This window comes from Inhella sp. (assembly GCF_027532025.1).
Taxonomy (GTDB): domain Bacteria; phylum Pseudomonadota; class Gammaproteobacteria; order Burkholderiales; family Burkholderiaceae_C; genus Inhella.
The window spans coordinates 1-19,657 of record NZ_JAPZSY010000036.1 but is presented as its reverse complement, the minus strand read 5'-3'; the positions used below and the strand labels follow the sequence as shown (position 1 = coordinate 19,657).

Sequence of the window (19,657 nt, the reverse complement as noted above, 5' to 3'; positions counted from 1 at the left end):
TCAGGCTCCGGTTGTGGCGGTGTGGGCTGGGCGGGCGCGGGCCGCGCGTTCGGCTTCTAGGCGGCGCAGGGCGCGGTTTTCGCGCACGGGTGCCCACACCTGCCGGGCGATGAAGGCCACGGTGGCGAAGGTGCCGGCGGCCACCAGCCACAGCGAGCGCTCCAGGGTGTGCAGCAGCTCGCCGCGGTACTGGCCGAAGGTGAGCGTGAGCAGCAAGGTGCCGCACACCGCCAGCACGTAGGCGCTGCGCATCCAGAACTCGGCGCCTTGGCCGCCTTCTTCGCACTGGGCGCGCAGAACGGGCAGCAGGATGGGTTGCAGGTAGCGCAGGGCGGCCACCGGGCCGATGGCGGCCAGCGCGAGGGCGAGCAGGAATTGCAGCGAGGGGGTCATGGCGTTCTCCAGGGGGTGTGAAACGGGGGTCAAAGGCGGCAGGCGCTGTCGTTCGCGCCATCGGCGGCCTGGGTGCAGCGGCGGGCGGCTGCGCGCTCGGCGGCGCGGCGTCCTGCGCGCTCGAACAGCCAGGTGATGGGGGCGCGCGGCAGTTGGTGGCGGTGACGCGCCACCCAGGGGTACAGGCGTGCCGCCGCTGCGGCCAGCAGGGGTTGGCGCAGCGCCGCTGCCACCCCGGGCAGGCCCAAGGTGCGGTAGAGGGCCTCGAAGGCGGGGACGCCGACGAGCCAGCGGCCATCGGCGGTGCGCACGTGCAGGGCCTCCATCAGTGCTTCGTGGGCGATGCCGAGGGCTGCGGCGTCGAAGCCGGGCGTGGCGGCGTCCACGAAGGCCACGCGGCCTTCGGTGTTGCGCAGCATCAGGTTGTGCATCTCGGCGCGGCACAGCGGGCATTGGCCGTCGTAGTAGGTGGTGAGCTCGATGTTGTTCATGGCGGATATTTCTGTAAAGAGTGAAATTAAGGGTTCAAAGAATGGGCGCCAGGGCGCCCGCGGTGCAGTGGGGATGGTGAGGGGCCGTAGGGTGGCGTCAGTAAGGCGGTATCACTGGGGGCAAAGGCGGGTGGGGGTCGGACAGGGCGGCAGGGCCAGGGGGGGCGGGCTCGGGCGCGCGCACGAAGCGCTGCACCTGGGCGCCAAGCCGCAAGATTTTTTCGAGCGTGGCGGGCGACAGGCGCAGCATCTCGTCGCTCCAGGCGCCCAGGGTGTGCATGAACTCCAGCGTGCTGCGCAGGCGGTCTTGCGCGGCAGCGGGTTCGCGGCCGAGGGCGGGGTCGGCCGCCAGTTCGCGCAGCAGGCGCACGGTGGGGTCGAACTCGCGCTCCTTGCGTTCGCGCACGATGGTGCGGAACAGCTCCCACACATCGCTGCTGGTTTCGTAGAAGTCGCGCCGGTCGCCCAGCACGTGGGTGACGCGGATGAGGTTCCAGTTCAGCAGCTCTTTGAGGCTGTTGCTGACGTTGCTGCGCGCGATGGCCAGGGTGTCGGCGATTTCCTCGGCGTGCAGCGGTTGGCCGTGGAAGAACAGCAGGGCGTGGATTTGCGCCACGCTGCGATTGACGCCCCAGCTCGAGCCCATTTCGCCCCAGTGAACGATGAAGCGGCGGGCGATGTCGGTGAGTTCCATGGGCCCAACTCTAATCCGACGGTTATTTCTGTCAATACAGAAATTTAAGGTCGGTGGCACGCCGGCAACGTGGGGCACCGCGCTGGGCCGTGGCCCCGTGGCGGCTGCCACGGGGGGCTGGGGCTCAGGGCTTCACTGGCTCAACTTCAGGGTGTAGGCGCCAGCGCTGCCCACGCTGCGGAACACCCGCACCACCACGTCCATGCTGGCGCTGCCGCTGTTTCTGAGGGTGGCTTGCGAGGTTTGGCCTTGCAGGGCCGTCAGCAAGATGAGCTGCTGGCCGCTGGTGGTGTACACGCCGATGCCGAAGCCCGAGGCGGTGCCTGTCGTCAAGCGTGCCACCATGGACTTGCCGCCGGCCACGGTGACGCGGAAGTGATCTTGGTCGGCGGTGGTGCTCAAGGTGCCCGCCACCGTGGCGTTCACAGCACTCACGCGCTGCGCGGTGGCCACGGTGTTGTTGGGTTCAATGTCGGCCACGTTGGCCGGTGGGGCTGGCGTGGGGGCCGGTGCTGGTGCAGGCGCCGGGGTGGGGGCCGGCGCGGGTGCGGGCGGCGGTGCGGCGGAGCCGCTGGCGGCCAGCACGGCGGCGTTGGCATCCACCAAGCCAGCGCCGCAACCGCTGCAGGCCGCAGGGAACGGGCGGGCGCTGCTGCGCAGCAGCGTGCTGACTTGGTCGGGCGTCAAGCTGGGGCGCGCCTGCAACATCAACGCCACCACGCCGCTCACCACGGGCGTGGCCATGGAGGTGCCCATCAGGTTGGCGTGGCTGTCCGCCGCTGGCGCGGTCTTGCCGGTGTTGTAGGTAGAAAGGATGCCGCCCGAGTTGTCGCCACCCGGCGCGGCCAATGTGACTTTGGAGCCCGTGTTGGAGTACGAGGCCTTGCCGCCCGTGTTGCCGGTGGCTGCCACGGTCACCACGCCGTTGCAGTTGGCGGGGGTGGAATTGTTGACGTCGGTGCGCTCGTTGCCGGCGGCTACCACCACCACGGCCCCACGGCTGCGCGCGGTGTTGATGGCGTTCTGGGTGGTGATGCCGCAGCTGCCCCGGCCACCCAGTGACAAGTTGATCACCCGCGCCGGATTGGGGTTGACGGGCGCTCCGCTGACCGTGCCGCCGGCGGACCAGACGATGGCGTCGGCGATGTCGGAGCTGTAGCCGCCGCAGCGGCCCAGGGCCCGCACCGGCAGGATGCGCGCGTTGAAGGCCACGCCGGTGACGCCCTGCGCGTTGTTGCCCTGGGCGGCCACGATGCCAGCCACGTGCGTGCCGTGCCACGAGCTGTTGGTGGCCGGGCTGCCACTGCCGCACTGGCCCGCCGTGGTGAAGTCGCCCACGTCGGCCGCGTCGGCGTCGCGGCCATTGCCGTCGCCCGCCATCGTGGTGTTGGTGATGAAGTCATAGCCCGGCAGCAACTTGCCGGCGAACTCGGCATGGGGACGCACGCCGGTGTCGATGACGGCCACGGTGATGCCCTGGCCCGTGGCCCGGTCCCACGCCAAAGGCGCCCGGATGCCAGCCGTGGCGCTGCTCAGGTGCCACTGTTGGGCGTAGAGGGGGTCGTTGGGCGTCAGCGCGGTTTGCAACAACAAATCGGGCTCGGCGTACTCGACGTTGGGGTCGGTGGCTCGCAGGGTGTCGGCCATGGCGCGCAGCGCCTCCACCGGCACGGGGCGGTTCAGCCGCATCACCCGCGCCCCGTGGGCCGTGGTGCGCCAGTCTTCGAGCTCCACGCCCTGCCGGTTGCCCACCACCCGCGTGGCCATCCGGCTTCGCAGGCTGTCGCCGCCGTCCACCGATCGGTACTTGACGATCAGCCGGTCCGACACCGGCGAGGCGGCCCAGGCGACGGGGGCCCGGCGCGCCATCGGGGGGCCGTTCCAATCCTCCATGGCCGTGACGTGGCGGAGCCGTTCGTTGGTGGAGCCAGCCAAGGCGGTGCCCATGACCGACAGGGTGAACAAAGCGGTCAGTGTGGTGTGAACCGGATTCATGCTTGCCTCGGTGCTGTCGAGGCCAGTGCGCTTTGAGGCGCCCTGGCAGCCCCGCTACCGTGGTCGGGCCGCTGGCGTCAGCGGGCCCGGCTGTAGGCCGGAGGCTTTGCGTCCCCGGCTTTCACCGGGTTTGCGGGTCGGAATGTGGAATCTGCACGGTACTGCGGCCGAGGGCAGACGTCCAGGGCGCGCCGGGCGATTTCCCGGTGGGCTGCCAACTACTGCGCACCGTTCTCGGGCGCAGGCCCAAGGCGACGTCAACCGACCGCGCCGAGCAAGGTCGAACCGCACTGCTAGCCCTGGGTGTGCACGCCATCCATACCGGGTTTTCCCGCATTCATCGCACGCCGGGGCAGGCCATCGCATGCCGCTGGTGCCGCGGGGCACCGGGGATCACAGTCCAGTCACCGAACCACGAATCCCCAACGACTCAACCGGAGCCCACCATGACCCGCACCGCCTTCGCCCCCTCGATCCTCGGCCGCCTGAGCGACGTGCTCACCTTCGCGGTCATGGCCGGCCTCACGCTCACCAGCGTGGCCGCGGCCGCGGCGCCCCTGGTCAAAGCACCGGCGCCCATCCACGCCAGCGCCGCGCCAACCGCCGCACCGATCGTCCAGTTGCCCACGGTGGTCGTCATCGTCAAGCGCGCCGCTTGAGATCGAACACCCCCGGCGATCGTTCCTGGGCCCGGCAGGGCCGCCGGTCGCCCCGCTCCCGGTCCTCCGGCCCTCAGGTTGGCTGCAGGGTCAGGTTCAGGCGCTGGTAGTACAGGCGGCTCGAGGCTTCAAAGCCCGAATCGAAGCCCAACAGCACCCAGATCGCTCCCCGCTCGTCCGCCTTCACGGTCAGAGCCGGCGTCGCTGGCGTGTTCAGCGTCTTGCTCTCCCACCGCCGCGTCCCGCAGTTGGGCACGCTGTTGGCCACGGTGCCCAAAACCAAGCCGTTGGCACCGCCCATCGACTGGTTGCCGCGGTCGATGTTCAGCCTGAATTCGCCAGCGGTCAGCGTGGTGACCGGCTCGCTGGCAGAAGCGGCCAACACCACCCACACGGATTCGCCCGGCGATCCGCCCACCCCGATGCAGCCGGTGGGCACGTCGGTGAGGAAGTCCACCCGGGCCGTGACGCGGTAGTTCGTGCCCGGAACCAAGCCAGTGACGGGCGTTTTGATGAACAGGAACAGGTCGTCGCTGCGGTTCGTGCCCGACTGGAAGTAGCCCGTGCCGGTGAACGGGCTGGGCAGCGCCCTCGCTTCGGCGATCACATCGTTCGGTGCGGTGCTCGGGCTGTAGTCGGCCGAGCCCGCCACCCACGTGCCGGCCCCCTGACCGAAGTCGAAACTGCGCTCGACCACCACCGGCGTGGGCGGGCTGGCCCCATCCCCGCTTCCCCCGCCGCAACCCGAGACGCCCAGGGCGACTAAGAGCACGATGGCCCCGAGGGGCCGCAGGCGTTGAACGAATCGGGTGTCGAAGGTGGGGCTCATGCAGCCTCCTAGTCAGGGAGCGGATCGATGGGGGCGATGCTCGCACGGCCAGGGCCTCGCGCGGTGGGTGCCGCGACACCGCAGGTCTGTCTGGGAGCGCACTCTTGGGTGCAAGGTGTCCAGGTCGTGGGTCACAAGTTTGTTGCAGGGTCCTCCAGTGAGTTTGCATCCCTCTTTCTCGCTGTGTGGGCTGCCAGCGCTCCCCATGGGGCGGGCTCCACCCTTTCAAACCCGTCGCCATAAACTACGCGGTTTTTTCGACGGCGAACTCGGCATGCACGCAGGGGGACACCAGCCGGCCGCGCCGACCCCCGACTGGGCTGGGCGAACGGCCCCATCGGCCCACAACCTGCCGCGTTTGTTGGCAAGCTGGGGCACGCGCCTGCGCACCCCGCGCCAGCCCATCACGCCCCGCTTGGCCGACGCGATGGGTTGGATGGACGCCGTAGCCCTGGCCCAGGTGCTGGCCGCCCGCCCGGCGCCGACCGACGCCCCCGACGCCGAAACCCCCGTGCTCGCCGCCCGCCGCTGGGCCGAGGCCGCACTCGAGCGCTTGGTCGCCGAACTGCACGCCGCCTTTGCCGAGCCCACCTTGGTTCAAGGCGGCCCCCCACTGCCGAGTGGGGCTTTCGGCCGCGGCCGCGCCATACCGGTGCGCAGCGCCGGTGAGCTGAACCCGCAAGACGCCGTCGCGCCCTACCGCCTGCACCACGCCACCCAGCAACGCGCGCTGGCCAGCCGCGTGGCCACCTTCCGCACCCGGCTTCGCGCGCAGCTGAGCGAGGCTGGCCCGGCGCTGGCGCAGCTGGCGGCCTTTGATGCCGTGTTCGACCGCGCCTTGGCCGAGGCCGAGCAGCAGCGCCTCTCCGGCCTGAGCGCGCTGCTGGTGCAGCGTGGGCTTGACCTGCAGGCGCAACAGCCCAGTGAGCCCCGCGAGCCCACCGACGCCGAAGCCTGGCCCCCCGTGGGCTGGCGCGCCACCTTCTGGGCCGATGTGCAGCGCCTGCTGCGCGCCGAACTCGACCTCCGACTCCAACCCGTTCTGGGCCTGCTCGAAGCCCTGAACGAGGCGGCCGCTGCCGAGGCGCCGCCCTCTGACTCCGACTGATTTCGCGATGAACCGCCTGACCGCCTTCCTGTACCCCGCCGCCCTCGTTGCCGGCCTGGCCGCCATCGGCTGGGCCGGGGGCGCCGCCGTGCAGCACCACGCCGTGGCCCTGGGCACGACCGCCTTGGTCGCCTTCTTCTTCGGCTTGGGTGCCTGGGAGCTGCACGGCTACCGCCGCGCCACGGCGCAGCTCAAAGGCGCGCTGCTGCCCTTGGCCCAACCGGGGGCCGCGGTGGCGGCAGTGGCCGATCTCGGCGACTGGTTGGGGCAACTGCCCGTAGCCCTGCGCGAGCCCGTGCGCCAGCGCCTGGACGGCGCGCGCAGCGAGCTGCCCGGCCCGGCCCTGGCGCCCTCGCTGGCCGGCCTGCTGGTGCTGCTGGGCATGTTGGGCACCTTCGTGGGCTTGGTCATCACGCTGGGTGGCACGGCCAACGCGCTGCGCGCCACCACCGACCTGACCGCCATGCGCGCCGCGCTGACCGCGCCCGTGCAGGGCCTGGGCCTGGCCTTCGGCACCTCGGTGGCGGGGGTGGCCACCTCGGCCATGCTGGGCCTGATGGCCGCGCTGGCCCGTCGCGAACGCCAGGCCGTGGCGCAGGCGCTGGACGCAGCATTGCTCGGACCTCTGCACCCGCACACCGCTGCCCACCGCCGAGATGCCGCGCAAGCCGCGCTGCAAGCCCAAGCCCTGGCCGTGCCCGAGCTGGTGGCCCAGGTGAAGGCCCTGCACGCCCAAATGGCTGAGCAGCAGGCCCAGTTCCAGGCGCAGTGGCTGGCCGAGCAGCAGCGCTTCCACGCCGACACGCGCGGCGCCTTCACCGGCCTGGCCGCCTCGGTGGACCACACCCTGCGCACCAGCCTGGTGGACAGCGCCCAGCGCGCCGCCGACACCATCCGCCCCGCGGTGGACGCCACCTTGAGCACCCTGGCCGAGCAGGCGCAAGCGCTGCACGCGCAGCTGACCACCAGCGCCACCACGCTGCACCAGCGCACGGTGCACGACATCGCCCAGCAGGTGGACGCTTTGGCGCGCGCGGTGAGCGCCGGCGCCGAGGCCCACACCGCCGCCGCCAGCGCCCAGGCGCAAGGCCTGCAGCAGGCGCTGAGCCACACCGCCGACACCGTGCGCGCCAGCGCCGAACAATTGCACAAGGCGGTGGCCGAGGCCAGCGCGCAGCAGCTGCAGCACACCGCCGCGCAGGTGCAGGGCAGCGTGCAGCAATTGGGCGCCGACGTGCGCCAGGCCGTGGAGGCCCAGCTGGCCGCCGCGGCCACGCAGGTGGGCGCGTTGCAGCAGGCCCTGCAGCAGCACAGCCAGCAGCAGGCCGCCGCCTTGGCCGCGCAAGCCGAGGCGCAGGCCCGTGCGCTGACCGAGCAGGCCGAGCGCCAGTCCGCCTTGATGCAGGCGCAGGCCGAGCAGCAGTCCATCTTGATGGAGGCGCAGGTGGAACGCCAGGCCGCGCTGATGCAAGCCCAGGTCGAGCGCCAAGCGGCCTTGATGGCCGAGCAGGCCGAGCGCAGTGGTGTGGCCCTGACGGAGACGGTGACGCACACCCAGCAGGCCCTGGCCGAGGCCGTGGCCCACACCCGTGAGGCCGTGCAGGCCTTGGCCCAGCAAACGCAGGCCACGCTGGCCGAGACCAGCGCCCAGTCCCGCCAAGCCGCCAGTGCCTGGGCCGAGGGCCTGGCCGCGCAGTCCACCCAGCTGGTGCTGCGCTGGAGCGAAGCGCAAGCCGCACAGCAGGCCGCCTTGGCCCAGGCCGATGGCGAGCGCATGGCCGCCCTGGCCCAAGCCGACGCCGAGCGCCTGGCCGCCTGGCGCAGCGCGCTGGCCGAAACCCAATCCGGCATGCAGCAGGCCTGGAGCGCGGTCACCGCGCAGCAGCAGGCCCACCACACCGCCCTGGCCGACACCCTGGCCGCCACCGCCCGCGAGGTGGTGGCCCAGGCCGAGGCCCAGGCCCGCGCCACCATCCAAGAGGTGACCGGCCTGTTGGCCAGCGCCGCCGAGGCCCCGCGTGCCGCGGGCGAGGTGGTGGCCGCGCTGCGCGAACAGCTCAGCCAAAGCCTGGTGCGCGACAACGCCGCGCTGGCCGAGCGCGCGCAGCTCATGGAGACCCTGCACACCCTGCTGACCGCCGTGCAGCAGGCCGCCGGCGAGCAGCGCGCCGCGGTGGACGGGCTGGTGAGCGCCACGTCCACCTTGATGAACGACTTGAGCGAGCGCGTGGCCACGCAGGCCAGCGCCACGCAAGAGACCCTGGCGCAAGCCGCCACCCAACTGGCCGGCAGCGCCGCCGAGATGGGCGCCCTGGGCGAAGGCTTTGGCGCGGCCGTGGCGCAGTTCCACAGCGCCAACGAGGCCTTGGTGGGCCACCTCAGCCAGGTGGACGCTTCGCTGGAGCGCAGCATCGCCCGCAGCGACGAGCAGCTGGCCTATTACGTGGCCCAGGCCCGCGAGGTGATCGACCTCTGCCTGGACGCCCAGAAGCAAGCCGTGGACGCCCTGCGCCACGCGGGCAAGGCCGGCCATGCTTGAGCACGACCCGCTGGTGGACGGCGCCGCCGACGGCGCCGGCGCCACCCCCGTGTGGGCCGCGTTTGGCGACCTGATGACCGGCGTGCTCGGCGCCTTCGTGCTGATCCTCGCCTTCGCCCTCGTCATGCAGATGGACTTGGCGCAGCAGCTGGACGACGCGCAACGCCAACGCCAGGCCGAGGCCCAGCGCCGCGAGGCCTTGGAGCAGGCCCTGGCCGGCCCGCTGGCGGGTGGGCGCATCACGCTCAAAGACGGGCGCATCGGCATCGCCGGCAATGTGCTGTTCGCGCCGGGCTCGGACGCGCTGCACGACGAAGGCCGGCAGCTGCTGCGCGGCCTGGCGCCGGGCCTGAACGCCTACCTCGCCGCGCGCGACGAGGTGCTGATGGTCAGCGGCTTCACCGACGACAAGCAAGTGCGCGGCGGCAACCGCCGCTTCGAAGACAACTGGGAGCTCTCGGCCCTGCGCGCGCTGACCGTGACCCGCGCGCTGATGGCCGACGGCGTGCCCGCCTCGCGCGTGTTCGCCGCCGCCTTCGGGCCGGAGCAGCCCGTGGCCTCCAACGCCGACGCCGCCGGCCGCGCGCTCAACCGCCGCGTGGAGATCGCCCCCATGCCGCGCCGTGCGGGCGCGGCGACGAATGCCGCTTCTGCGGCCAGCGCCCCTTGACGATGTTGGACCCGGCCCACGACCCGCTGAGCTGGCTGCAAGCGCAGCCGCAAGCCCAGGCTGCGCGCACGCACCCCGCGCGCTGGCACGCCCTGGTGGCCCTGGCCCGCCGCGCGGCCCGCGCCGAAGGCGCGTTGCGCACCCTGCTGTGCCGCCGCTTGGGCGCTGGTGTGGCGGCATTGCCCGGGGGCGAGCCCGCGCCGCATCGCGCGTCTTCTTCCGTTCGCCCGCCTCTGCAGGCCCTGACCGCCGCGCTCAACGCCGGCCACCCCGAAGCCGCCGACGGCGCCTGGCCCGAGTTGCGCGCGGTGCGCGCCAACACCCGCGACTGGACCCGCCTGCGCGTGGCCCGCCGACTGGCCGACGTGCCCCCCGAGCCCAGCACCCCCGTGGGGCCGCTCAACGCCCACGCGCTGATGCCCAAGGCCTTGGCGCAACTGCAAGCCCTGTCGCCCGAGTACCTGCAGCGATTGATGCAGCAGTTCGACGTGCTGGGCTCGCTGCCCCGCGCGGCTGCTGCGCCGGCGCCGGCCGCAACGCCCGTGGCGGTGGCTGCCGTGCCGCGGAAGGCGGCGGCGGGCAAGGGGAAGAAGGTGGTGAAGACGCGGGTGAGGTGAGGGGGGCCTTCTCGTTGATTTGAGAGCCAGCAGGGGCTTCACCCCTGCACCCGACCCCCTTTTGTCTTGCCAAAAGGGGGGAAAAGCGCCCGCCCCGGTAGCCTTCGCCCCCGCCTGCGGCGGGGGTTCCCTGCGCTGCTCGCCAAGCCCGGCCCGCCCGAAACTCCCTGCGCTCACTGCGTTCGCTTCGGTCAGACAGTCGGGCGGAGTCAGTGCACGAAGCGCGCTGACGCGCGCGCCGGACTCGTCTGCGCTGCTCGGCTCGTCAAACGGGGCGAACAGCCCAACAGCTAACAGCCGGGAAACGGCGCAACTTTCCGCAATCCGGGCTCTTCAGTATTCGGCTTTTGCCCCGTTCGCAAGCGCCGAGCGCAGAGGGAATCCAGGACGCTGCTGGTGCCTCACGCTACCGGCCTGGCAGGGCCGCAGCTCCGATCTGTAGCAATGTGTAGGTCTGAAGAATTTGCGGTGTTTGCTGGCTCGTGATCAATTCATCTGCTTGGGTTTCAACACGGTGTCCACAAAGAATCTGGTTACGTATCCCTTCGTATGTGGCTCACTTGGGCATCGCTGGTTGTTGGTATCAGCGTGCTGCCAAGGCCAACGGCCTGTAGTGCTGATGCCGAGGCCGGCGTCGAAGACGTATCGTGTGAGCACGGCAAGAGTTTCGCCAGTGCGCGTGTCGAGAACCTTGATCCTTGTCCCTGCGATCCAGAGTGCGCGGTCCGCAGGATCGACAAGGTCCTCAAAATCCAATGCGAACTTGGTTTGCGGTTCGCCCGTTGACATTTGAGTGAGTGCAACACCCCATCCAACGTTTGGCTCAACTTGCTTAGGCAGCGAGTACCTGAAGCGCTTACCGGTTTCCAAATCGACATGCTCAACAAAGCGATAGCCATCGATCACAGGGGTGGCATTTGGCCCCGCGCGGAACCATGGTGGATTCAAAGAACCCCGACGAGTTGGTTCAGACTGGCTCCTGAACTCGCTGAATAGCATTTGGCGGATGTAGTCGTCACCAGAGGCCTCCCCCGCCATTGCCGCCCCGTCAAACATCGGGTCGAAGTACCGCTTGTCGCCAAATTCCAGCTTGGGCCGGATCTTCTTAAGCTCGATGCCTTCGACGTCCTCGACGGTACGGTGAATCACCACCCCCGCCGTCTTGCACCGCTCCGCAAAGACGGCCTGCGCCTTGGCCAGCTTCTCGCGGTAGGCGGCATCAGCTGCCTTCATGTTGTTGTCCGCTCGGCTCTCGCAGCCGGTGAGCAGCAGCGCAGCGGCCAGCAGGCCCAGCGACCAAGCCCCGCGGGGTCGGAGATGGGTCGAGAAGTCACTCGGCATGGCAGGGGCTCCCAGGGGGCGTGGTGCTGCGCACGGTCAACATCGAGTCGGGGCTGAATGGCGTCATTTCACAGGAATCAAACCACGGGGTAACAGGCGCTTTGGGTTTCTGGTGGAGAAACAGAAGGGGGCCGGGGTTTGGGGGTGAAGCCCCCAAGGGCTGCACCGAAATCTGCGGTACCCGCCGCCCTTCGATCGCTCAGGGCGAACGGAGGACTCAGCCCCTGGCCCGCTCCTGCAACCTCGCCACCATCCCCGCAATCGCCTTCATCTGCGGCGCATTCCGCCCGAGGTATTCGGCGCCGCCGTAGCCCCACCAATCCCAGCACCCGTTCACCGCCCCAGGCCCGGTCTGCGGGTACAGCACCACCAGCCGGTTGGTGGCGGCCCACGCGTTGAGCCCGCTGCGCCGCGCAAAGGCGTCGCCCACAAAGCCGGCGTTCATCTGGCAGCCATGCAGCGCCACGTGCACGCGGCAGCCGCCGGCGTCGCAGGCTGGGGGCACGAACACGAAGCCCTGGGGCCCCAGGTCCGGCCCGGCGTGGAAGGGGCGTTGGTCGAAGGCGCGTAGCGCGCCCTCGGGCAGCGCTTCGGCGCGGGCGTTCAGGGGCCCCAGCAGGTGCTGCAGCAGTGCGCCCGCCAGGTCGACGCCGCAGTTCAGCAGGTGCGGCGCGGCCATGCGATCGCAGTCGCTGCCTTCGCGGTCCACCACCCAGCCGTGCGCGGCGGGCACGTCGGTGCGTGCGGTGATGTGGGCGTGTGGCATCAGGGCCTGCAACTGGGCTTGCAGGGCCTGGGTGGTGGCCACGTTGACCACCGTGTCCTTGGCGCCGCTGAACAGGTAGACGCGGGCGTCTTGCTGTGCGGTCAGCGGCGGGATCTCGCCCTGGGTCACCAGCGCCTGGGTGCGTTGCACCAGCAGCGGCACGTCGATGGGGCTGCGGCCGAGGCAGGGCCCCAGGGCTTGTAGCACTGAGCCCTGCGCGCAGCCAAAGGGCCCGCCGGCCACGGCCGCCACACCGCGGGCGAACAGCGGGCCTTGGGACAGGTGCAACTGCACCGCCAGGTAGGCGCCCGAGGACACGCCCGACACCGTGGCGCCGTCGGCTTGCACGCCGAGGCGAGGCAGTTCCGGGGGCGGTGGGGCATCGGCCGCCAACGCGTGGGCGGTGGCCAAGGTCGAAACGAGGAGCAGGGCAGCCAAGCGCATGGGTGTCCTCAAGCGGGTTGGGTGCGCGGCGGCAGCTTGGCCTCGCGGATGGGCAGGTTGATGACGGCGGCCGCGGCGGCCAGCGCGATGTCGGCCCACCACATGGCTTCAAAACTGTTCCAGCGGGCGAAGGCCAGGCCGCCGAAGTAGGCGCCGAAGAAGCCGCCGATTTGGTGGCTCAGCAGCGTCATGCCGAACAGGGTGGCCAGGTGCCGCGTGCCGAAGAGCTTGCCCACCAGGCCGGCGGTGGGCGGCACCGTGGCCAGCCAGGTGAAGCCGAGCACGGCGGCGAAGACGTAGAAAGTGAGCGGCGTTTTGGGCGCGGCCAGGTAGACCAAGATGGCCAGCGCGCGGGTGCCGTACATCCAGAACAGGATGTACTTCATGCGGAAGCGGTTGCCGGCCGCGCCGGCCATCAGGCTGCCGGCGATGTTGGCCACGCCGATGACGGCCAGCGAGGTGGCGGCCACGCTGGCGGGCAGGCCGCACAGGCCGACCTCGCCAGGCAGGTGCGTGACCAAGAACGCGATGTGAAAGCCGCAGGTGAAGAAGCCCAGGTGCAGGCACCAGTAGCTGCGGTCGGCGAAGGCCTCGCGCAGCTGCTGGCCCAGGGTCGGGCCGGCCGGGGCGGCCACCGCGCCGGGGGTCGGGCTGGCGGCTTTGTTGCCGCCCAACTTCCAGGCCAAGGGCAGGGTGGCCAGGGTGATGAGCGCCAGCGTCCACATGGCCTGCACCCAGCCCAGCGCGCTGATGAGCGCCTGGTTGATGGGCGCGAACACCGCCTGCCCGAAGCTGCCGCCGGCGTTGATGACGCCCGAGGCGCTGCTGCGCTTCTCGGCCGGCAGGCGTTGCGCGGCCGCGCCGATCAGGATGGAAAAGCTGCCCGCGCCCGCCCCAGCGGCGGCCATCACGCCGAGCGTGACCATCAACGCCCACTCGCTGCGCACGAAGGGCGTGAGCGCCGTGCCCGCGGCCAGCAGCAGGCCCCCCAGCACGACGACTTTGGTGGGGCCGAAGCGGTCGGCCACGATGCCGAACACCGGCTGCGACGCGCCCCACACGAACTGGCCGATGGCCAGCGCGAAGCTGATGTCCACGATGGACAGGCCGGTGTCGCGGCTCATGGGCGCGATGAACAGGCCCATGCTTTGCCGCGCGCCCATGGTCACCATCAAGATGGCGGCCGCCACGAGCACGAGGGACCAGTACGCCGATGGGTGGGCTGTGGGGCGGGGCGAGGTGTTCATGGCGATGAACTCACAGCGCGGCGAGGCGCCACAGCGAGGTGGTTTCCTTGGCGCGCGCGGCGTGCAGGGGGTCGGCCTTGTCGCTGGCCTTGCCGTGCGTGGGGCGAATCTCCAGGCGCGCCAGCACCTGCAGGCCGGCGCTGGCGATCCAGGCCTCCAGCTCGGCGCGGGTGCGCAGGCCCAGGTGCTCGGCCAGGTCGGACAAGATCAGCCAGCCTTCGCCCCCCGGCACCAGGTGCGCCGCCAGCCCGTTCAAGAAGCCCTTGAGCATGCGGCTGTCGGGGTCGTAGATGGCGGCCTCCAGCGCGCTGCTGGGGCGCGCCGGCAGCCAGGGCGGGTTGCACACCACCAGCGCAGCGCGGCCGTCGGGGAACAGGTCGGCCTGGGTGAGCTTGACCTTGTGCTGCAGGCCCAGGCGCTGCAGGTTGTCCAGCGCGCAGGCCAGCGCCGTGGTGCTGAGGTCAGTGGCCTCGGTGCGGGCCACGCCCCGCTGGGCCAGCACCGCAGCGACGACGCCAGTGCCCGTGCCGATGTCCATGGCCCAGGCGCCTTCCGCCTTCAGGGCCTCGGGCAGCGGCGCTTGCGCCACCAGCTCCAGGTACTCGCCGCGCACCGGGCTGAACACGCCGTACCAGGGGTGGATGCGCGCCATTTCGCCGTTCTTGCGCAGGCCCAGGGCCGGCACCGGCACGCCTTGCTGGCGCCATTCCCAGGCACCGATCCAGCCCAGCAGCTCGCGCAGGCTCACCAAGGTGCCTTCGGTCTGCGGGCCGATGGCCGCGCGGGCGGCGAGGGCCAGGTCGGGCGCGCGGCGAAGCGGCAGTTGCAGCTCGGGCGTCAGGCGCATCACCAGCAGGCCCAGGATGCGGGCGCGCTCGGCCTGGCCCTTGCGGTGCTGGTGGAAGGCGTCGGCTGCCGAGGCCACCGGGGCTTTGGCGGTGGCCGGTTTGCGCGCGCGGCGGCGGTCGATGCGGTGGGCGATGGCCTGCAGCATCTGCCGGGCCTGGTGGTAGTCGCCCTCCCACACCAGCGCCGTGCCTTCGCACACCAACTTGTAGGCGGCGTCGGCGTTGATGCTGTCGTCCACGGCGCGGATGCGCTTCGGGGCGGGGGCGCCGCTGCCGCTGTGCCAGCGGGCGCTCAGGGGTTCTCCGTCGGTGGAGATCCAGGTCAACGGGGCTGAAACGGGGCTTGCGTGGGGGGTCGGGAGGCTCATCGGTGGATTGTGGCCGCCGTGCGATGCTGGCGGCCTTTGTTCAAGCCGGAGGCGCGCGATGCCCCGTTGGATCCCCTGGCTGCTCGGCGGCCTGATGGCGTGGGGCAGTGGCACCGCCGCCCCCAGCCTCGTGCTGGTGGTTCGCCACGCCGAGCGCGCGGCCGAACCCGCGGGCGACCCCACGCTGGCGCCGGAGGGCGTCGAGCGCGCCGCCTTGCTCGCGCAGATCGGCATCGACGCGGGCATCGACGCCATCGTCACCAGCCAATGGCGCCGCACCCAAGAGACCGCCGCCCCGCTGGCCCGCGCCCGGGGCCTGACGCCCCAGGTCGTCGCCACCCGCAAGGGCGAGCTGCCGGCCCACGTGGCCGAGGTGGCGGCCGCGGTGCAGCGCCTGAGCGGCCGCGTGCTGGTGGTGGGCCACAGCAACACCGTGGCCGAGATCGTCAAGGCCCTGAGCGGCCGCGCCGTGCCGGCGCCCTGCGAGAACCAGTTCGGCTGGGCCTACGTGGTGCAGCCCGCTGTGGATGCCGGCGGCAGTGCCGCGGTGATGCGCCTGCAGTACGGCGCGCCCAACCCGGTGTGCGGCGAGCACTGAGACCCCCATGCTGCAGATGCGTCCCAACTGCGAGTGCTGCGACCGCGACCTGCCGCCCGACGCGCCCGGCGCCATGGTGTGCAGCTTCGAATGCACCTTCTGCGACGACTGCGTGCGCCAGCGCTTGGGCGGACGGTGCCCCAACCGCGGCGGCGAGCTGCAGCCCCGGCCCCGCCGCGTGGGCGACGCGCTGGCGCGCAACCCGGCCAGCACGCAGCGCGTGCGCCAGCCGCACGCGGCTTGCGCCGACGCTCAGCCCGGCACGGCGGCCGACAAGATCCCCTGAGCCGCGGCGCGGCCCGTGGCCAGGCAGGCGGTCAACAGGTAGCCGCCCGTGGGGGCCTCCCAGTCCAGCATCTCGCCCGCCACCCACACGCCCGGCTTGGCGCGCAGTTGGTAGCCGCCGTCCAGGCTTTCGAAGCGCACGCCGCCGGCGGTGCTGATGGCCTCGTCGATCGGGCGCGTGGCGACCAGGGTCAGGGGCAGGGCCTTGAGCGTGGCGGCCAGCGCGGCCGGGTCCTTGCTGGCTCCCAGCACCTCGTGCAGCAGCGCGGGTTTCAGCCCGCTGAGCTTGAACTGGCTCTTCAAGAAGCTGGCCAGGCTCTTGGCGCCCAGGCCGCGGTGCAGGATCTCGCGCACCTTGTCCAGCGGGTGCTGGGGCAGCAGGTCCAGGTGCAGGGTGGCCTGGCCGTCGCGGGCGATGGCGTCGCGCAGCGCGGCGCTGAAGGCGTAAACCAAGCTGCCCTCCACGCCATCGTCGGTGAGCACGAACTCGCCCTGTTGCGTGCGGCCTTCAAACGTCAGGCTCACGGGCTTGACCGGCTGACCGGCAAAGCGTTCGCGCAGGAACGCGCTCCAACCGCCTTGCACGGCAAAGCCGCAGTTGCTGGGCTGCAGCGGCGCGAGCGCTGCGCCTGCGGCTTGCAGCACCGGCACCCAAGCGCCGTCGCTGCCCAGGCGGGCCCAACTGGCGCCCCCCAGGGCCAGCAGCGTGGGCGCTGCGGGCACACGGGCCTCGCCGGCCGGCGTGGCAAAGCGCAGCGCGCCGTCGTTGCCCCAGCCCAGCCAGCGGTGGCGGCTGTGAAAGTGCACGCCCTGCGCGTGCAGGCGGCGCAGCCACGCGCGAAGCAGCGGCGCGGCCTTCAGGTCGGCGGGGAACACGCGGCCCGAGCTGCCGACGAAGGTGTCCACACCCAAGCCTGCCGCCCAGTCGCGCAGGTCGTCCGGCGTGAAGGCGTCCAGCGCGGCTTGCAAGGCCGGCGCGCGCGCGCCGAAGCGGGTGACGAAGCGCTCGTAGGGCTCGCTGTGCGTCAGGTTCAGGCCGCCCCGCCCGGCCAGCAAGAACTTGCGGCCCACGCTGGGCATGGCGTCGTACAGGTCCACCGCCCAGCCGGCCGCGCTGAGCACGTCGGCCGCCATCAGGCCCGCGGGGCCACCGCCAATCACAACGGCGTGCTGCGCCGGTGGGGGAGTCGAGGTTTCCATCGGCGGCATCATCGCCGCCGCTGCACCTCGCTCAGCGTTGCGCCGTTCCTGAGCCCGCCGTGATGACGTCGCGATGCATCGGCGCCAGCAGCGCCAGCATGCGGTTTTGGTCGGCAAAGGCGATGCCGCGCGCCGCCATGCTTTGCTGCAAGACCTCCACCATCGCATGGAAGTCGCGCCGCGCCACGCCCAACTCTTGATGAGCCGTTTTCATGTCCGGACCGTCGTACACGCAGGGGCCGCCCGCCAGTTGGCACAACTGATCCGTGAGCTGGCGGGCCAAGTGCTGGGTGCTGACATCTTTGAAAAAGTGCCCGATGCGGGCATCGGCCTTGAGGCGGGGCACCAAGTCGTCCATCACCGCACGAATGCCCTCTCGGCCGCCCCAGGCGCGGTAGAGGCTGTCGTCGGCAGCATGCGCGGCGGGGGCCAGCAGGACAGCAGCCAACAAAGTCGAGCGGAGCCAGTGGGTCATGGTGGGGGTCTCAAAAAGCCAGTTGCACCGAAAGGTAGCCGCCCCGCTGGCGGCGCGGCTGCAGGGCGGGCGCGACAACCCCCAGGTCCACCCAGGCCGCCGTGATCGATGCGGTCTTGTTCGGCGCCCAGGCGATGAAGGCGTCGAACCAGTCGTGCTCGCGCAGCGCACCCGCGCCCAGCGCACTGCGCTCCAAGGCATTGGGCTTGGCCCGCGCCTCCACGCCCACGGCCAGCGACGGCGACACCAGCTTGGCCAGCGACACCTCGGGCATCAGCCGCCAGCGCGCGTCGTTGGCCCCGCCATGGCCCAGAAGGCCGTTCTGATTGGCGCGCGTGGCGCGCAGGGTCAGGTTGGTCAGCCAGCCGCTGGCCAGCCACAGTTTGGTGGCGCTGACGTACGCCTCGTTGCCACTGGGGCGTGCGCCCAGCGGGCCCGTCAGCGTGGGGGTCAAGCCATTGCGTTGGGCGCGCTTGTGCAGCAGGCCCACGGCGATCTGCGGCATCCAGCGGTCGGTGTCCAGCACCGCATCGCCGGCCACCCGCCACTTGGCCCCCACCACGTCCTGCTCCACCAGCAGGCCGGGCAAGCCCAAAGGGGCCAGGTTGTTGTCGGTGTCCAGGCGTTGGCGGGCCAGGCTGAATTCCAGCCGGTCGTCCCAAGCCAGGGCAGCCCCCATCACCCGCAGGCCATAGTTCCCGGTGCGGGCGCCGCTGACAAACGCGGTGCCGCCCCACTCGCCCTCCGTCGCGTAGCTGCCGGTCACCGCCCATGGCGTCAGCCCACCGCCGGCCGCGCCGTCGATGGACGACACGCCGCCCGTCAGCAGCAGCTTGCCTTGGTCCGCTTGGGCGGGTGCAAAGGCGGTCAGGCCCATGGCCAGGGTCAAGACAAACAGAACGCGCATGCCCAGACCTTACGCCAGCGCGCTTGTCCCACCAAGGCACCCGGACTTGGGGCCCTTTGCACGGCCGGTCGCCTCGCGAACCAACCCGCCCGTGGCCAGGCCGAGGCTGGCTGCGGGGGGCATTCGAAGCGGCCGGCGACGCCTCGGCGGGGCGGGGGCAGCTTGGCGCGGCTTGGCATGCGACACCGCAGGATGCGGCTCCGCGCTCCCCGCCCCGCGATGCGGAGAACCGCAGCCGGCCGTTCGGGGTGGTCTGGCCGAAGGCGGGTACCCACGCATGGATGGGTGCCCCCTTTGCCTCGGATCCGCTTTGGCCAATCGAGCAGTCCAATTTGTTCGGACTAGGATCGGCAGCCTGCGGACAGGAATCGGCGCGGCTGCCTAAACCCGAGCGGGGTTACTGCGGTGGGTGCTCCACCATCCAGGCCGTGAGGCGAAGCGCGACAGGGCGTAGCACCAACAGCACTGCGAAGGCAATGGGCCAAACCAGCACGAAGGCCTGGAGCCACCGCCGGCCCAGCTCGGCATCGATGCCGGTGTTGATCGCGGTAACGATCAGGCACATCAGCGCCGCCATCAGCAGCGACATCCAGAACCCCAGCACCAGCGGGGTGAACTTGTTGGGCAGTTTTTTCATCGGTCGGAACATTCCTTGAAGGCCAGTGTCGCCTCCCGCGCGCAGCGTTTTCGCACCGCCACCCGACGGAACTGGCGCATCAGTGCTTGGTGCTCCCGCGCACTGAAGCGGCGGGTTTTTTTGCCATGGATCTGGCCCCATTGAAATTGACTCAAGCCGCGTAGCCAATGGGCCGCGCTCGAAGTACTTGCGAATTCGTTCAGCCTGGCGCTGGACGCTGCGCAAGTGCTTGGCCGTGGCCCTCACCAGTTGCAGCTTCGTGCGCGCCGGTGCCTGCTGGGTCACCGCCTGCTTGATGTCTGCGTTGGCCATCTCATCCGGGTTCAACTCCGGGCTGTAGCTGGGCAGGTAGAACACCTCGATGGCGTCGGCGTGCTCGGCCAGCCAGGCCTTGACCTGCTTGGCGTGATGCACCCGCAGGTTGTCCAGAATCAGAAACAGTTTCTTGGTCTGTCCCTTGATCAGGCGACGCAGGAAGTCGATCAGGATCGTGGTGTTCAGCGCCCCCTCGAAGATGCGCCAGCGCATCTGCCCCTTGTTGTTGAC

Annotated in this window: 20 protein-coding genes and 1 riboswitch; of the genes, 7 read left to right on the top strand and 13 right to left on the bottom strand. The window is 70.9% G+C overall.

Annotated features, from left to right (window positions below; all coding sequences use genetic code 11):
• The 4 genes from O9335_RS06725 to O9335_RS06710 all read right to left on the bottom strand — a co-directional run bounded on the left by O9335_RS06725 (window position 1) and on the right by O9335_RS06710 (window position 3,573).
• The gene (locus O9335_RS06725) at window positions 1-393 is read right to left on the bottom strand and encodes a hypothetical protein (RefSeq protein ID WP_298385463.1); all 393 of its coding nucleotides are present in this window, start codon (window positions 391-393) and stop codon (window positions 1-3) included.
• Between the two features lie 29 nt (window positions 394-422).
• Entirely contained in the window at window positions 423-884 is a 462-nt protein-coding gene (locus tag O9335_RS06720; RefSeq protein ID WP_298385460.1) for a thiol-disulfide oxidoreductase DCC family protein, read from the bottom strand.
• 97 nt (window positions 885-981) lie between these two features.
• On the bottom strand, window positions 982-1,578 hold the full coding sequence (locus O9335_RS06715) for a MarR family transcriptional regulator (RefSeq protein ID WP_298385457.1): 597 nt from the start codon (window positions 1,576-1,578) through the stop codon (window positions 982-984).
• Between the two features lie 132 nt (window positions 1,579-1,710).
• Entirely contained in the window at window positions 1,711-3,573 is a 1,863-nt protein-coding gene (locus tag O9335_RS06710; protein WP_298385454.1) for a S8 family peptidase, read from the bottom strand.
• Between the two features lie 41 nt (window positions 3,574-3,614).
• Window positions 3,615-3,718, bottom strand: a riboswitch (cyclic di-GMP riboswitch).
• 301 nt (window positions 3,719-4,019) lie between these two features.
• Here O9335_RS06710 and O9335_RS06705 point away from each other — a divergent pair.
• Entirely contained in the window at window positions 4,020-4,232 is a 213-nt protein-coding gene (locus O9335_RS06705; protein ID WP_298385451.1) for a hypothetical protein, read from the top strand.
• Between the two features lie 73 nt (window positions 4,233-4,305).
• Here O9335_RS06705 and O9335_RS06700 read toward each other — a convergent pair whose 3' ends face one another.
• A complete protein-coding gene (locus O9335_RS06700) occupies window positions 4,306-5,061 on the bottom strand; it encodes a hypothetical protein (protein WP_298385448.1) in 756 nt (251 codons plus the stop codon).
• A gap of 274 nt (window positions 5,062-5,335) precedes the next feature.
• On the opposite strand from O9335_RS06700, the gene O9335_RS06695 reads away from it, so the two are divergent.
• The 4 genes from O9335_RS06695 to O9335_RS06680 are packed head-to-tail and all read left to right on the top strand — an operon-like array spanning window position 5,336 to window position 9,995.
• Entirely contained in the window at window positions 5,336-6,169 is an 834-nt protein-coding gene (locus O9335_RS06695) for a DUF3348 family protein (RefSeq protein ID WP_298385445.1), read from the top strand.
• Between the two features lie 7 nt (window positions 6,170-6,176).
• Window positions 6,177-8,708 (top strand): DUF802 domain-containing protein, encoded by a 2,532-nt coding sequence (locus tag O9335_RS06690; RefSeq protein ID WP_298385442.1) that lies wholly within the window; start codon window positions 6,177-6,179, stop codon window positions 8,706-8,708.
• Complete coding sequence (locus O9335_RS06685) at window positions 8,701-9,378, top strand: OmpA family protein (RefSeq protein ID WP_298385439.1); 678 nt, start codon at window positions 8,701-8,703, stop codon at window positions 9,376-9,378. Before O9335_RS06690 ends, O9335_RS06685 begins: the two co-directional genes overlap by 8 nt.
• 2 nt (window positions 9,379-9,380) lie before the next feature.
• Window positions 9,381-9,995, top strand: coding sequence for a DUF2894 domain-containing protein (locus tag O9335_RS06680; protein ID WP_298385487.1), 615 nt, complete (start codon window positions 9,381-9,383; stop codon window positions 9,993-9,995).
• A gap of 486 nt (window positions 9,996-10,481) precedes the next feature.
• Here the strand turns inward: O9335_RS06680 and O9335_RS06675 are convergent, their stop codons facing one another.
• From O9335_RS06675 to O9335_RS06660, 4 genes are all read right to left on the bottom strand, one after another.
• Window positions 10,482-11,336: a hypothetical protein gene (locus O9335_RS06675; protein ID WP_298385436.1), complete on the bottom strand. Its 855-nt coding sequence runs from the start codon at window positions 11,334-11,336 to the stop codon at window positions 10,482-10,484.
• Between the two features lie 217 nt (window positions 11,337-11,553).
• A complete protein-coding gene (locus O9335_RS06670; RefSeq protein WP_298385433.1) occupies window positions 11,554-12,546 on the bottom strand; it encodes a PHB depolymerase family esterase in 993 nt (330 codons plus the stop codon).
• 8 nt (window positions 12,547-12,554) lie between these two features.
• Window positions 12,555-13,793, bottom strand: coding sequence for an MFS transporter (locus tag O9335_RS06665; protein ID WP_298385430.1), 1,239 nt, complete (start codon window positions 13,791-13,793; stop codon window positions 12,555-12,557).
• A gap of 10 nt (window positions 13,794-13,803) precedes the next feature.
• A complete protein-coding gene (locus O9335_RS06660) occupies window positions 13,804-15,009 on the bottom strand; it encodes a class I SAM-dependent methyltransferase (protein WP_298385427.1) in 1,206 nt (401 codons plus the stop codon).
• A gap of 58 nt (window positions 15,010-15,067) precedes the next feature.
• Here O9335_RS06660 and O9335_RS06655 point away from each other — a divergent pair, with 58 nt between their 5' ends.
• Both O9335_RS06655 and O9335_RS06650 read left to right on the top strand, forming a co-directional pair.
• Window positions 15,068-15,607, top strand: a complete 540-nt coding sequence (locus O9335_RS06655) for a histidine phosphatase family protein (RefSeq protein WP_298385424.1) — start codon at window positions 15,068-15,070, stop codon at window positions 15,605-15,607.
• A gap of 7 nt (window positions 15,608-15,614) precedes the next feature.
• Entirely contained in the window at window positions 15,615-15,893 is a 279-nt protein-coding gene (locus O9335_RS06650) for a DUF1272 domain-containing protein (RefSeq protein WP_298385421.1), read from the top strand.
• On the opposite strand, the gene O9335_RS06645 is transcribed toward O9335_RS06650, so the two are convergent.
• The 4 genes from O9335_RS06645 to O9335_RS06630 form a co-directional block, all read right to left on the bottom strand.
• Window positions 15,860-17,092, bottom strand: coding sequence for a TIGR03862 family flavoprotein (locus tag O9335_RS06645; RefSeq protein WP_298385418.1), 1,233 nt, complete (start codon window positions 17,090-17,092; stop codon window positions 15,860-15,862). The two genes, O9335_RS06650 and O9335_RS06645, sit on opposite strands and share 34 nt — an antisense overlap.
• Window positions 17,093-17,123: 31 nt before the next feature.
• Window positions 17,124-17,567 (bottom strand): group 1 truncated hemoglobin, encoded by a 444-nt coding sequence (locus O9335_RS06640; RefSeq protein ID WP_298385416.1) that lies wholly within the window; start codon window positions 17,565-17,567, stop codon window positions 17,124-17,126.
• 10 nt (window positions 17,568-17,577) lie between these two features.
• The gene (locus O9335_RS06635; protein ID WP_298385413.1) at window positions 17,578-18,474 is read right to left on the bottom strand and encodes a DUF3034 family protein; all 897 of its coding nucleotides are present in this window, start codon (window positions 18,472-18,474) and stop codon (window positions 17,578-17,580) included.
• 397 nt (window positions 18,475-18,871) lie between these two features.
• Window positions 18,872-19,657, bottom strand: a 786-nt coding sequence (locus O9335_RS06630) for a transposase (protein WP_298385410.1), incomplete at its 5' end; no start/stop codon positions are given.

Coding starts and splice junctions, on each gene's coding strand:
- O9335_RS06695 (WP_298385445.1), top strand. CDS start 5,336: ATGCACGCAGGGGGACACCAGCCGGCCGCGCCGACCCCCGACTGGGCT.
- O9335_RS06650 (WP_298385421.1), top strand. CDS start 15,615: ATGCTGCAGATGCGTCCCAACTGCGAGTGCTGCGACCGCGACCTGCCG.
- O9335_RS06690 (WP_298385442.1), top strand. CDS start 6,177: ATGAACCGCCTGACCGCCTTCCTGTACCCCGCCGCCCTCGTTGCCGGC.
- O9335_RS06635 (WP_298385413.1), bottom strand. CDS start 18,474: ATGCGCGTTCTGTTTGTCTTGACCCTGGCCATGGGCCTGACCGCCTTT.
- O9335_RS06715 (WP_298385457.1), bottom strand. CDS start 1,578: ATGGAACTCACCGACATCGCCCGCCGCTTCATCGTTCACTGGGGCGAA.
- O9335_RS06710 (WP_298385454.1), bottom strand. CDS start 3,573: ATGAATCCGGTTCACACCACACTGACCGCTTTGTTCACCCTGTCGGTC.
- O9335_RS06660 (WP_298385427.1), bottom strand. CDS start 15,009: ATGAGCCTCCCGACCCCCCACGCAAGCCCCGTTTCAGCCCCGTTGACC.
- O9335_RS06645 (WP_298385418.1), bottom strand. CDS start 17,092: ATGGAAACCTCGACTCCCCCACCGGCGCAGCACGCCGTTGTGATTGGC.
- O9335_RS06675 (WP_298385436.1), bottom strand. CDS start 11,336: ATGCCGAGTGACTTCTCGACCCATCTCCGACCCCGCGGGGCTTGGTCG.
- O9335_RS06665 (WP_298385430.1), bottom strand. CDS start 13,793: ATGAACACCTCGCCCCGCCCCACAGCCCACCCATCGGCGTACTGGTCC.
- O9335_RS06700 (WP_298385448.1), bottom strand. CDS start 5,061: ATGAGCCCCACCTTCGACACCCGATTCGTTCAACGCCTGCGGCCCCTC.
- O9335_RS06670 (WP_298385433.1), bottom strand. CDS start 12,546: ATGCGCTTGGCTGCCCTGCTCCTCGTTTCGACCTTGGCCACCGCCCAC.
- O9335_RS06640 (WP_298385416.1), bottom strand. CDS start 17,567: ATGACCCACTGGCTCCGCTCGACTTTGTTGGCTGCTGTCCTGCTGGCC.
- O9335_RS06725 (WP_298385463.1), bottom strand. CDS start 393: ATGACCCCCTCGCTGCAATTCCTGCTCGCCCTCGCGCTGGCCGCCATC.
- O9335_RS06685 (WP_298385439.1), top strand. CDS start 8,701: ATGCTTGAGCACGACCCGCTGGTGGACGGCGCCGCCGACGGCGCCGGC.
- O9335_RS06655 (WP_298385424.1), top strand. CDS start 15,068: ATGCCCCGTTGGATCCCCTGGCTGCTCGGCGGCCTGATGGCGTGGGGC.
- O9335_RS06705 (WP_298385451.1), top strand. CDS start 4,020: ATGACCCGCACCGCCTTCGCCCCCTCGATCCTCGGCCGCCTGAGCGAC.
- O9335_RS06720 (WP_298385460.1), bottom strand. CDS start 884: ATGAACAACATCGAGCTCACCACCTACTACGACGGCCAATGCCCGCTG.
- O9335_RS06680 (WP_298385487.1), top strand. CDS start 9,381: ATGTTGGACCCGGCCCACGACCCGCTGAGCTGGCTGCAAGCGCAGCCG.